Origin of the sequence: Ferruginivarius sediminum (genome assembly GCF_003344765.1) — a bacterium.
In the GTDB taxonomy this organism is placed as follows: Bacteria; Pseudomonadota; Alphaproteobacteria; order Kiloniellales; family Rhodovibrionaceae; genus Ferruginivarius; species Ferruginivarius sediminum.
Genome location: NZ_QPMH01000006.1, coordinates 236,255 through 248,556 on the forward strand (window position 1 = coordinate 236,255; position 12,302 = coordinate 248,556).

Sequence of the window (12,302 nt, forward strand, 5' to 3'; positions counted from 1 at the left end):
CCGGTCAAAGACCCAGTTCCCGATAGGTTTCCTTCGGCCAGCGGCGGTGCAGCCATAGCCATTGTCCGGGCTGCTCCCGGATCCACTGCTCAAGGATGGCGTTCGCCTGCGTCATCAGCGTGCCGATGCGTTCCGCGCGGCTTCCTTCCGTCGGGAGTTCCAGCGACGGCAGGACGGTCATGCGAAAGCGCGCCGGGCCGATGCGCTCCAACCGGACCGGAAAGAAGTGGGCATCGAAGCGCACCGCCATCTGTGCCGCCGCCGGCGCGGTCATGGCGGTGTGCGCGAAAAACGGAACGGCGATGCCGTCGCTCATGCGCTGGTCGATCAGCATCGCCACCAGTCCGTTCGCGCCCAGCGTGGCCAGCGCCGTTCGCGCGCCGTTGGTCCCTTTCGGCGCCAGTTGTCCGCCGTGGACACTCCGCCGGATGGTGAGGATCTGGCTGACGAGCGGGTTGTTGGGGTCTCGCACAATGCTAGCGGAACGCCGGGACCGTTCGGCGGCCACAAGGTGGAGTACTTCCCAGTTGGCGAAGTGGGCGGAAAAGGCGACGCCGGGCTTTTGCCCCGAAGTCGTCGCCCGCGCGTTTTCCAGACCGATGCACTCCACCCGGCCCTCCGCCGGATCGCCGATGGTGCGCAGATGTGCATACTCGGCAGCCGTGCGTCCCAGGTTATCCCACATCTCCCGGACGATGCGGGACCGCTGTTCCGCCGAAAGCTCCGGCATCGCAAGGCGCAGGTTGCGCGTGGCACGGCGCGACAGGCGCAGGTGCGGCCCCACGTGCCGGCCCAGCCAGCCGCCGACGTTGGAGGCGGTCTCCACCGGCAGCAGCGCGAAGATGGCGAGCCACAGCCAGAATACGCCGGCCTCCAAAGGCCAGCGTACATAGCGCTTCATCAAGTCCTTCGGATCAGGCTGCGCCATGGGCGAGTGTCGCCTCCAGCAAGCGGTCCACGGCGGCCGGGTCGTCCCACACCGCCGCGACGGGAAGCACGGAAACCTGCCAGCGCGCCCACTCGGGCAGGCGCATGGCGTCCTTCTCCGTCGTCACGGGTGTCAGGTTTGCCGATTCGGCCCGGGCCAGAAGATCGCGCAACTGTTCACGTGTAAAGGCGTGGTGATCGGGGAATCCCCGCGACTCCACCACATCCGCACCAAGGCCCGCCAGGGTTCGGAAGAACTTTTCCGGGCGGCCGATGCCCGCGAAGGCCAGCACGCGCTTACCGAAGAAGCTGGACGCCGCATCGTCGGGCACGATCAGTTTCGCCTTCAGCACCGGACGGCCGTCACCGACCAGGCCCGTGACGCCGGCCCTGTCGCGGCCCATGACGACGACCGCGTCGCTGCGGTCCAGGGCGCGCCACAGCGATTCGCGCAGCGGACCGGCTGGCAGGACGCGCCCGTTGCCGAAGCCGGCCGCGCCGTCCACTACCAGGAGGGCGAGGTTATTTGCCAGATGCGGATTCTGCAGGCCATCATCCATGACGATCACCTGCGCGCCCGCTTCCACCGCCTTCCGCGCGCCGGCGATCCGGTCCGGCGACACCCAGGTTGGCCCGGCGCGGGCCAGTAGCAGCGCCTCGTCCCCGACATCGACGGCGGTGTGCTTGGCCGGGTTGACGCGAACCGGCGACGCGGCGCGCCGCGCGCCGTAGCCGCGCGTCAGCAGATGCACGGCCAAGCCCTGCCCGGACAGCCGCCATGCCAGATCGATTGCAACCGGCGTCTTGCCCGTGCCGCCCACCGTCGCATTGCCGACGCAGATCACGGGAACGCCGACAGGCCGGGGCACCGTCAGTTGCCGTCGCAGGACGCCCGCCGCGTCGTAAAGGGCGCTCAGCGGCGACAGCAGCCTGGGGATAACGCCGTCGCGTGCCCAGAATTCGGGCGGACGCATCAGGCGACCCTGGCCTGGCCGCGCAGCGGGGCAAGGAAGGGCTCCAACTCAGCCAGGACCTTGTCCAGCATGTCCGCCTGCGCGTCGGCGACCTGCTTCGCTGCCCCCGCCTGGTGCTCGCGCGTGTCGGGCTCGGCCAGCAGCCGGCCGAGGGCACGAGCCAGCCCGGCGGCATCGCGCACCTGCCAGCTACCGCCCGCCTCGGCCAGATCTTCCGCGACCTCGGAGAAGTTGCGCATGTCGGGGCCGTGCAGCACGGCACAGCCAAGCTGTGCCGGCTCGATCGGGTTGTGACCGCCCAACTCGCCCATGGAGCCGCCGACGAAAGCGATCTCCGCCAGGCGGTAGAACAGACCCATCTCCCCCAGGGTGTCGGCGAGGTAGACGTCGCTCTCCGGCTGGATTGTCTCGCCGCGGCTGCGCCGCACCACCTTGAGGCCGCGCCCGCGCAACTCGCGCGCCACGCTGTCGCCGCGCTCGGGATGGCGGACGGCGACGATGGTCAGCAGCTCGGGGTGCGCTGCCTTCAGGCTCGCATGCACCTCGGCGGCGATGGCCTCCTCGCCGGGGTGGGTGCTGGCGGCGAGCCAGCGAGGCCTTGTGCCGAACTCCTCGCGAAGACGCGCCAGCTCGGCCTCGTCCGCCGCCAGTGGCTTCGCCGCGAACTTCAGGTTGCCCAGCGGTTTCGGGTTACGCGCGCCCAGCGCCGCCATCCGCTCCGCCTGCGTCGGGTTCTGCGCCAGGCAGAAGCGGAATTCGCCCATCAGCGGGCGGATCAGACCCGGCAGCCGCTGCCAGGTGCGGTAGGAGGAGTCCGACATGCGGGCGTTCAGAAGGCCGGTGGGAATGCCGCGCGCCTGCGTTAGCGACAGCATCGCCGGCCAAAGCTCGGACTCGACGTAAAGGGCCAGATCGGGCTGCCACGTATCGAGGAACCGTGCGACCCAGCGCGGAGAGTCCGCCGGGTTGAACTGGTGCAGGACGCCTTCCGGCAGGCGGCCGGCGAGAATGTGGGCGGAGGTCGCCGTTCCTGTGGTCACCATGATGTTAAGGTCGGGGTCCCGCTGGCGGAGGGCGTCGATAAGCGGCAGCAAGGAAAGCGACTCTCCCACGCTGGCCCCGTGCATCCAGACGAGCGGACCCGCCGGTCTTGCAATGGAGGTATGGCCGAAACGTTCGCCCAGGCGCTCTGCATCCTCCTTGCCCTGGCGGACGCGACGCTTCAGCCACCAGCGCAAAGCCGGGCTGCCCAGGGTGGTGGCCGCGCGATAGACCGGCAGCATGTTCATTTCCTCAAGCGCTCCGCGCGGCCGGCGCCGTGGGGCTGTCCGTCGCCGGCGTGTCGGTCTCGGGCATGGCCTGCGGTGCGGGTTCGACGACTGGTACGCCGCAACGCCGGTCCAGTTCGCCCGTCAGGCCATTGAGCGCGTCCTCCAGCGCTTGCCTCGCGCGCTCCAGCGTGTCGGCATCGGCATCGCGCGGAACGCGGATCGGTTCGCCACAGCGGATGATGCCGCGTCCGAACGGCAGCGCCAACTGGAAGCGGTCCCAGGAATTCAGGATCCGCCGCCGCGACATGGCGACGGATGCGGGAACGACCGGGGCGCCAGTCAACTGAGCCAGCTTGATCGTGCCGGCCTTGGCCCGCATGCGGGGGCCGCGCGGGCCGTCCGGCGTGATGGCGACCCAGTCGCCGGCGTCCAGGCAGCGCTTCATGGCGCGAAGTGCGTTGAGCCCCCCGGTCTTGCTGTCGGCGTCAACGGTCGAAAATCCCAGGTGACCTATCGTGCGGGCAATAAGGGCACCGTCGCGGTGGCGGGAGATCATCATGTGAATCCGTGGCTGCTCTGCCTTCCAGCCAAGATGCGACATCAATAATCGTCCATGCCAGAAGGCACCGATTGCGGCCTCCCCCTCCTCGACCAGCCGGTCAACGGGTCCGGTCTCGATCTGCCACCGAGTGGTCCATGCGACCAGCCGCACGTAGAAGGCGGCCAGATGCGACAACAATCTCTGGCCCATGTCGCTTTTCAGGATTCGTTTGGAAAGCCGCATGGTTCGACCGTCAGGCTTGGGCGCGCAGGTCCGCGGCTTCGCGCTCGCCCTCGTCGGCGAACTGCATCGCGTAGAGCCGCGCATACGCGCCGCCGCGTGCCAGCAGCTCGGCATGGCTGCCCTGTTCCACCACGCGGCCCTTGTCCATTACGTAGATGACCTCAGCATCCATCACCGTCGAAAGGCGGTGCGCGATGACGATGGCCGTGCGCCCCTTCATCAGCGTGCCCAGTGCTCGCTGGACCTTCCGCTCCGATTCGGTGTCCAGTGCCGAGGTGGCCTCGTCCAGCAGCAGGATCGGCGCGTCCCTCAACATGGCGCGCGCAATGGCGATGCGCTGGCGCTGCCCGCCTGACAGACGCGTACCGCGCGGCCCGACAAGCGTATCGTAACCCTCCGGTAACGCGGCGATGAAGTCGTCCGCGCCGGCGGCCCTGGCCGCGCTTTCGATGTCGGCGCTGCTGGCGTCGGGGCGGCCGTAGGCGATGTTGGCGCGCACGGTGTCGTCGAACAACATCACTTCCTGGCTGACCAGGGCGAGGCTGTCGCGCAGGCTATGCAGAGTGACGTCGCGCACGTCCTGTCCGTCAATGGTGACAGCCCCGCCCGTGACGTCGAAGAAGCGGGGAATCAGGTTCAGCACGGTGGACTTGCCGGCCCCGGACGCCCCCACCAGGGCACAGGTCTTGCCCGCTGGCGCCGCCAGCGTCACGTCGTGCAGCGCCTTTTCCTCGTCCTCGCCGTTATAGGTGAAGCTGACATTTTCCAGCCGGACCTCGCCTTGGGTGACCTTAAGCTCCGCCGCATCCGGTTTCTCCGTCAGGCGCGGCGGGCGGTCGATCAGGGCAAACACGCGCTGGGCGGCGGCGAGGCCCTCTTGCAGGTTCGCGTTCAGCTTGGCCAGGCGCTTCAACGGCTCGTAGGCCAGCAGCAGCGCGGTGATGAAGGCGAAGAACGTGCCAGGGTCGCGGTTGCCCGCAATGACCTGGCTGCCGCCATAGCCGATGACCCCCACCACGGCCAGCCCGCCCAACACTTCCATGATGGGATGCAGGGCATTGCGCGTGCGCGATCCCTTCAGCATCAAGGCGAACACGCCGTCGATGGCCTCCTCGGCCCGCGCGGCCTCGTGTCGCTCCATATTATAGGCCTTGACGTGGCGCGCGCCCTGGAACGTCTCGTCCAGCAGGGTCGTCAGGCGACCCATTTCCTCCTGGGTGTTGCCGGAAACCTTGCGCATACGCTTGCCGATGCGCTGGATCGGCAGGATCGCTGTCGGGAAAGCCAGGAACGCGATCGCGGCCAGGATCCAGTCCTCGTAGAACATCACGCCGACCAGCGCCGCCAGTGTCAGCGTGTCCTTCCCCAGGCCCGTCAGCGTGTTGGACACCGCGTTGCGCAGCATCTGCACGTCATGGATGAAGCGCGAGACCAGCTTGCCGGGCGAGGTTTCGTTGAAGAACGCAAGCTCGGTATCCATCAGCTTGCGGTACATGTCGCGCTGCATATCCGCGACGATGCGGAAACCGACATGGCTCATCAGAACCGCCTGCCCATAGGTGGCCACACCCTTGGCGGTGAATACGACAAGCGCGCCCAGCGCGATGGGCAACAGCATTTCCTCGCGCTTGTTCACGAAGATGTCGTTGATGATCGGCTTCATAAGCTGGGTGAAGGCGGCCGTGCTTGCCGCCACCACGGCCATGCACAGCAGCGCGGCGGCGATGCGCCACAGGTGCGGACGCACGTAGGTTGCCAGCAGCCGCCGCACCAGCGACAGGCTGCGCTCGTCCAGCGGCAATGATTTGGTCTTCGACTTCGACAAGGGCCCGGATTCACGCGCGTTTTCAGTTGGTGGCGCGACGATAGCACGGGGCGGGTGCACTGGCCACGCGCGGCATCAGCGAATTACAGCACTATTCGGCAGCGACCAAGCCTCATCCGCGATATTGTCCGGGCGTCCGGGTTCGATCCATCCTGACACGCAGAGCCGCCGGGCTGTGCCGCGTCAAGGGACCCGGTCCGGCAAGAGTGGGGAGAGGTGCATGATCTGCATGCTGGAAGAGATCGACGCGCGCGTGTTGCTGCGGCGCGGTGGGACGCCATCCTCGGCGCGCTTGCAGGCGGTGGAGGTGTGCTTGCGCCGTCCCGTTGGCGAACTGCGCCTCGATGTGTCGCCAAACACTGCGCCCTGCGTGGGCGATCTCGACGTGCCCGCCACCGTGGGGTGGCTGCAATCGGTCGTCCGGGACACACTGGCCGCGCACGGCATCCCCGCCGAGGAGGAAACGCTTCGTCTCAACATTTCCGCGGTCCTGGAAGGGCGGGAAACCGCGGCTGGATGGTTCGTGCTGGGCGATGGGAACGGCGGCGGCTTCGCCTGAGCGGCGCCTACCCCTCCGGGTGGCATGAAAACCGCAGTTGACAAGGGCGCGCGGCGCTCCAGACTGGCCGCCGATTCAACATCGCCGACAGGTCGATTCCGGGGAGGATAACATCATGAAGACGCGCGCTGCCGTTGCGTTCGGCGCCGGCCAGAAGCTGGAAGTGACCGAGGTCGACCTCGACGGGCCGAGGGCCGGCGAGGTCCTGGTGGAGGTGAAGGCCACCGGCATCTGCCACACCGATGCCTTCACGCTGTCCGGCGCCGATCCCGAGGGCGCCTTCCCGTCGATCCTGGGCCACGAGGGCGCCGGGGTGGTCGTCGACGTCGGGCCGGAAGTGACGTCGGTCAAGAAGGGCGACCACGTCATCCCGCTCTACACGCCCGAGTGCCGCGAGTGCGAATACTGCCTCAATCCGAAGACGAACCTGTGCCAGGCGATCCGCTCGACCCAGGGCCAGGGCGTGATGCCCGACGGCACCTCGCGCTTCTCGCTGGACGGCAAGCCGATCAACCATTTCATGGGCACGTCGACCTTCTCGAACTATACCGTCCTCCCCGAGATCGCGGTGGCGAAGATCCGCGAGGACGCACCCTTCGACAAGGTCTGCTACATCGGCTGCGGCGTGACCACCGGCATCGGCGCCGTCGTCAACACGGCGAAGGTGGAGCCGGGCGCGAACGTCGTGGTCTTCGGCCTGGGCGGTATCGGCCTGAACGTGATCCAGGGCGCGCGCATGGTGGGCGCCAACATGATCGTCGGCGTCGACCTCAATAACGAGAAGAAGGCCTGGGGCGAGCGTTTCGGCATGACCCACTTCGTCAACCCGGGCGAGATTGAGGGCGACCTTGTGCCCTACCTCGTCGAGCTGACGGGCGGCGGCGCCGACTACAGCTTCGAATGCGTCGGCAACGTCAAGCTGATGCGCCAGGCGCTGGAATGCGCGCACAAGGGCTGGGGCCAGTCCATCATCATCGGCGTCGCCGGCGCCGGCGAGGAGATCTCCACCCGGCCGGTCCAACTCGTGACGGGACGCACCTGGAAGGGCAGCGCCTTCGGCGGCGCCAGGGGCCGCACCGACGTGCCGAGGATCGTCGACTGGTACATGGACGGCAAGATCGAGATCGATCCGATGATTACCCAGACCCTGTCGCTGGACGAGATCAACAAGGGCTTCGACCTCATGCACGAGGGCAAGTCGATCCGCTCGGTCGTCGTCTACTAAGGGGCGGTGGCACGCATGACGACACTTGAGACCGTCAGCGAGCAGCGCTGCTTCGACGGCGTCCAGGGGTTCTACAAGCACCCGTCCACGGCGTGCGGCGGCGAGATGACCTTTGCGGTCTATCGGCCGCCGCAGGCGCTCTCGGGCGCGCGCCGGCCGGTGGTCACCTGGCTGGCCGGGCTTACCTGCACGCCGGAGACCTTCACCATCAAGGCCGGCGCCCAGCGGGTGGCCGCCCAGCTTGGCCTGATCCTGGTGATGCCGGACACCAGCCCGCGCGGCGCCGGCATTGCGGGCGAGGACGATTCCTATGACTTCGGCAGCGCGGCGGGTTTTTACCTGGATGCCACGCAGGAGCCGTGGTCGCGAAACTACAACATGGAGACCTACGTCACGCGGGAGCTTGCGGAGATCGTCGCCGCGAACTTCCCCATCGACGCGGAGGCGCAGGGCATCTTCGGTCATTCCATGGGCGGGCACGGCGCCTTGACCCTCCACCTGCGCCACCCGGAGCGCTACCGCTCCGTCTCCGCATTCGCGCCGGTGTCGGCACCGATGCAGTGCCCGTGGGGTCAGAAGGCGTTCAGAAACTATCTGGGCGAGGACAGGGACGCCTGGCGCCAGCACGACGCGAGCGAGTTGGTGCGCGCGCGGCCCAGCGATGCCAGGATGCTGATCGACCAGGGCCGCCAGGACCAGTTCCTGGAAGAGCAGCTCAAGCCCGAAATCTTCGAAGCCGCGTGCAAGGAAGCCGGGCAGCCTTACGAGTTGCGCATGCACGACGGCTACGACCACTCCTACTACTTCGTGCAGACCTTCATCGAGGATCACCTGCGCCATCACGCCGCGGCACTCGGCGCCTGACGACTGGGCGGCGAAGCAGGCTTCCGACATACCAAGGCCCCGCGTCTCGCGGGGCCTTGAGGCTGCGGCTCGCTATAGCGCGTAGCGTCGTTTTTCCTGTCGGCGCGGCTTATTCCGCACGCGGCTGCATTTGTAGAAGCGCGTTACTGGCAACCATGATCCGGAGCCAGTCCTTGCGCCGTTCCGTGCGGCCCTGCTCCAGCAGGGCCTTGGCCTTGCGGGAGGCCAGGGTCGGGGCCTGCTCCCCGTACCGCTTGTTGAGGCGCTCGGCTGCGCTCCAGACACGTTCGCGATCCATGAGGTTCCTCCCTTATCGAGACGCGTGGCTCCGCCTCGATTGCGTGGTCAATACCGCGTGATCCGAGGTTGTCGTGGTTGGTCGCTTCGGGCTGTCCGTCGGCTGCAGCCCACCCGGCAAGGGGTGGCTACGGCAACTTTTGGATGGCGTTGGGCGACGCCAGATGCCCTTCGCTTGCGACGTCGGGAGTATGGCGCGGCGGCGCCGGGCGCGCCTTGCTTTGCATCAACTTTCGGATGCACAAATTTAATTGATTTATCCGATTTGGATCATTCGGGGGAGGAACGTACCGCCGTCTGCCACGTCGGGTCGGTCGGTGTCATGCCCTGACCCGGCTATCGGCGAAGCCCATGACACCCAGGATCATGTCGACGTGCCGGCCGTCGCGGGCGAGCGGCAGGATCAGCCGCTCATAGGCCACGTATTCCTTGCCGGGGGCCAGAAGGTGGCTTGCCTCCAGGAATGGCCTGCCCGAGTTGGCCACGCGCGCGAAAGCCTGCCGCTGCTCGCGAAGGGCGTGGGCGTGATAGGCTTCCTCGAACGTTTTTCCGGTGACGTCGCGTCCACAGCGTTCGACGATGCCGGTGCCGACCAGCCGGAAGCGGAAACGGACATCCTCGCCATCGCGGATCACGTCCGACAGGCTGATCCAAGGCAGCATCTCGGGAATCTCGACGGGATCGATATCCCGGCGTCCGGGCAGACGGCCCTCCGCCGCCTTGCTGCGCCAATAGGCATAGGCCGCGCGATGCAGCGAATGATGGAGACGGTCTTCAAGCATCCCGGATAAGGCGTTCTGTTGCCTGTTTCTTGATTTCCCCGGCGCCGCCCCCAAACGGCGTTCAGGCCGGGGCCACGCGGTCGACACATCGCATTGCGTGCAATCGGCCTTTTGTCATCTAATAGGCAGAGTCTACATCGGATTGATCCGCGTCAAGGCCCGGCCGCCTTTCACGGGCCATCGTCGGCCCGATTGCCGGTGATGCCGCACCGCGAAGCCTCGATCCGGGCGGGTGCGCAGGCATACCGGGGAACGCTTGCGCAAAACCAAAGGAAAGGATGCTGGCGATGGCCCAAGGGGGATCGGACAACGGCGTTCGCGAGGCGGTGGGCGTGTTCCATGATGTGCAGAGCCTACAGGCGGCCATCGACGAACTGCTGACCGCCGGCTTCAACCAGGCGCACCTCAGCCTGATGGCCGGCAAGGACACGGTGGAGGAAAAGCTGGGCCATGCCTTCACCAAGGTGGCGGAGCTTGAGGATGACGCCGCCGTGCCCCGGGTCGCCTACATCTCCACCGAATCCATCGGCGATGCCGAGGGCGGGCTGATCGGCGGCTTGATGTACGTCGGCGCGATAGCAGCCGCGGGCGGCATCGTCGCCTCCGGCGGCACCATGGCCGGGGCGATTGTCGCCGCCGTCCTGGCCGGCGGCGCGGGCGGGCTGATCGGCTCGGCCCTCGACCGCCTGATCGAGGCCCACCACGCCCACTATCTGCAGGAGCAGCTCGACAGCGGCGGCATCCTGCTGTGGGTGCGTACGGTCGACGAGGCGCACGAAGCCCGCGCCACCGAGATACTCAAGGAGCACTCCGCCGGCGATGTCCACGTGCACGGCGTGCCGCGTCCCAAGTCGGTGGTCAGCGGCGCGGCCTAATCAGGACGTGGTCGTCCCGAAGGGACCAAAGGAGTCCCAGACATAATCCGTCACCATAGTGCAGCAATTTTCCAAATAGGATGTCACGCTCCCAACGTACCTTGCTGCTCGCACCGAACAGCGCATATCACTCTCCGTCCGCAAAGAAAGAGCGGAACGGTGCCACGCGCGGAGGGTGAGCAAACCTGCAGTCAATCAGGAGCAGCAAAATGGACGGCGTGTCGCGTCGACAGTTCGTGAGAGGCGGTTTGACGGTAGGGGTCGCCAGTCTGGCGTTCACCTCGCTGGCGGGCCGCAAGGGCTTTGCGCAGGACGCGGGCTATGGCCCGGTATCGCCGAAGCGGGACCTGAACACCGGCCTGCGGTTGCTGGCCCTGCCGGACGGCTTCGAGTACATGTCCTATGGCTGGACCGGCCAGACCATGGCCGACGGCCGCCCGACGCCGACGGACCACGACGGCATGGGGGTCTGCGGCGTGCGCGGCAACCGGATCGCCCTGGTCCGCAACCATGAACTCGGCGCCGGCGAGGGTGCGCAGTGCTACGTCCCCGGTGGCATGTACAACCCGGACGAGTTCGGCGGCACGACGAACCTGGTCTTCGACCTGAAGAGCGGCGGCTTCGTCGAATCCTACACCAGCCTCGGCGGCACCATCCGCAACTGCGCGGGCGGGCCGACGCCCTGGGGCTCCTGGATTTCCTGCGAGGAGACCTTCCACGCCTGGAACAGCCGCGCCGACGGCTTCAACCACGGCTACGTCTTCGAGGTGCCCAGCTTCGACATCGGCGACGGTCGGCCGATCCGCGCCGCGGGCCGCTTCTCGCACGAGGCCGTGGCGATCGATCCGGCGACCAGCGTGCTTTACGAAACCGAGGACTCCAACCCCGCCGGCTTCTACAGGTACGTCCCGCCGGGCAGCCCGACGCCGGCCCCGCAGGGTCGCGGCAGCGGCGGCGGCGGCCGCGGCCAGGGCACGCACCTGCAGGACGGCGGCACGCTCTATGCGATGGTGATCGCCGGCGAGCCGCGCAAGGACCTGCGCGGCGGCTTCGCCGACGGCACCACCTTCCGCGTCGAGTGGCAGGAAGTCGCCGACCCCGAGGCGCAGTTCGGCCGCGCCTTCGAATCCGCGCCGGACGCGGCGATCTTCTCGCGCGGCGAAGGCTGCTGGGAGGACGCCGGGCTGATCTACTTCGTCTCCACCGACGGCGGCGCCGCCGAACTGGGCCAGGTCTGGGTCTACGACCCGCGCGCGGAGACGGTCACGATGCTGTACGAATCCCGCGATGCCAGCGACGTCGACGGCCCGGACAACATCGCCATCAGCCCGCGCGGCGGAATCATCCTTTGCGAGGACGGCGGCTCGGACCCGAAGCGCATGATCGGCCTGACCCCGACGGGCGAGACCTTCCCCTTCGCCGAGAACCGGATCGTGCTGGAACCCGGCGACATCGACACCATCGACGACGTCTTCCCCGGCACCAAGGCCAACTTCTGGGACAACCCGGAAGGCAACTTCACCGGCCGCGAGTGGGCCGGCGCCACCTTCCACGGCGAATGGCTGTTCGCGAACGTCCAGTCCCCGGGCGTCACCTTCGCCATCCGCGGCCCCTGGAACCGCGGCGCGCTGTAAGGGCGGCGGGTGAGGGGGCGCACGGGCTCCCGTCCACCGATAGCCTCGCCGGCTTGGTGCCGGCCGGCAACTGAGATATACAAGGGGCGCCCCCGTCGCGGCCGGCTGCAAGAACCGCTGGGGGACGCCCCTCTGCCTGCTTTGCGGCAGGCGGCCACCCCCTCACCCCGTCCCTCTCCCCGGCGTCGGGACCTTTGCGAAATGGGCGAGGTGTGATTCCCTGCTTGTGGTTGGCGCAGTGAGGTTGGAATGGCGTTGAAGCGGACGGGTCAGTTGAGCTTTGCC

At 67.5% G+C, this 12,302-nt stretch carries 12 protein-coding genes; 5 read left to right on the forward strand and 7 right to left on the reverse strand.

The features are described from left to right. Positions 1 to 4: 4 nt before the first annotated feature. From DRB17_RS09045 to DRB17_RS09065, 5 genes are read right to left on the reverse strand one after another with little or no spacing between them, the layout of a single operon-like run. Positions 5 to 928, reverse strand: a complete 924-nt coding sequence (locus tag DRB17_RS09045) for a lysophospholipid acyltransferase family protein (protein ID WP_114581874.1) — start codon at positions 926 to 928, stop codon at positions 5 to 7. Then, complete coding sequence (gene lpxK, locus DRB17_RS09050; protein WP_114581875.1) at positions 915 to 1,901, reverse strand: tetraacyldisaccharide 4'-kinase; 987 nt, start codon at positions 1,899 to 1,901, stop codon at positions 915 to 917. Before lpxK ends, DRB17_RS09045 begins: the two co-directional genes overlap by 14 nt. Continuing rightward, positions 1,901 to 3,190, reverse strand: a complete 1,290-nt coding sequence (locus DRB17_RS09055) for a 3-deoxy-D-manno-octulosonic acid transferase (RefSeq protein ID WP_114581876.1) — start codon at positions 3,188 to 3,190, stop codon at positions 1,901 to 1,903. Before DRB17_RS09055 ends, lpxK begins: the two co-directional genes overlap by 1 nt. A 4-nt stretch (positions 3,191 to 3,194) precedes the next feature. After that, positions 3,195 to 3,923 (reverse strand): lysophospholipid acyltransferase family protein, encoded by a 729-nt coding sequence (locus tag DRB17_RS09060; RefSeq protein ID WP_241503782.1) that lies wholly within the window; start codon positions 3,921 to 3,923, stop codon positions 3,195 to 3,197. A gap of 43 nt (positions 3,924 to 3,966) precedes the next feature. Further along, positions 3,967 to 5,781: an ABC transporter ATP-binding protein gene (locus tag DRB17_RS09065; protein ID WP_241503783.1), complete on the reverse strand. Its 1,815-nt coding sequence runs from the start codon at positions 5,779 to 5,781 to the stop codon at positions 3,967 to 3,969. Positions 5,782 to 6,001: 220 nt separating this feature from the next. Between DRB17_RS09065 and DRB17_RS09070 the strand changes: the two genes are divergently transcribed. From DRB17_RS09070 to fghA, 3 genes are all read left to right on the forward strand, one after another. After that, positions 6,002 to 6,340: a hypothetical protein gene (locus DRB17_RS09070; protein ID WP_114581878.1), complete on the forward strand. Its 339-nt coding sequence runs from the start codon at positions 6,002 to 6,004 to the stop codon at positions 6,338 to 6,340. A gap of 115 nt (positions 6,341 to 6,455) precedes the next feature. Then, entirely contained in the window at positions 6,456 to 7,565 is a 1,110-nt protein-coding gene (locus DRB17_RS09075; protein ID WP_114581879.1) for an S-(hydroxymethyl)glutathione dehydrogenase/class III alcohol dehydrogenase, read from the forward strand. Positions 7,566 to 7,580: 15 nt separating this feature from the next. Continuing rightward, a complete protein-coding gene (gene fghA / locus DRB17_RS09080) occupies positions 7,581 to 8,429 on the forward strand; it encodes an S-formylglutathione hydrolase (RefSeq protein ID WP_114581880.1) in 849 nt (282 codons plus the stop codon). A 109-nt stretch (positions 8,430 to 8,538) separates the two neighbouring features. Here fghA and DRB17_RS09085 read toward each other — a convergent pair whose 3' ends face one another. Further along, positions 8,539 to 8,727, reverse strand: coding sequence for a hypothetical protein (locus DRB17_RS09085; RefSeq protein WP_114581881.1), 189 nt, complete (start codon positions 8,725 to 8,727; stop codon positions 8,539 to 8,541). Positions 8,728 to 9,046: 319 nt separating this feature from the next. Further along, a complete protein-coding gene (locus DRB17_RS09090; RefSeq protein ID WP_114581882.1) occupies positions 9,047 to 9,508 on the reverse strand; it encodes a PAS domain-containing protein in 462 nt (153 codons plus the stop codon). 287 nt (positions 9,509 to 9,795) lie between these two features. Between DRB17_RS09090 and DRB17_RS09095 the strand changes: the two genes are divergently transcribed. Both DRB17_RS09095 and DRB17_RS09100 read left to right on the forward strand, forming a co-directional pair. Further along, positions 9,796 to 10,383 carry a hypothetical protein gene (locus DRB17_RS09095; RefSeq protein ID WP_114581899.1) on the forward strand — a complete coding sequence of 196 codons (588 nt, stop codon included), beginning with the start codon at positions 9,796 to 9,798 and terminating at the stop codon, positions 10,381 to 10,383. Between the two features lie 248 nt (positions 10,384 to 10,631). Further along, positions 10,632 to 12,017, forward strand: coding sequence for an alkaline phosphatase PhoX (locus DRB17_RS09100; RefSeq protein ID WP_206607833.1), 1,386 nt, complete (start codon positions 10,632 to 10,634; stop codon positions 12,015 to 12,017). Positions 12,018 to 12,302: the final 285 nt, after the last annotated feature.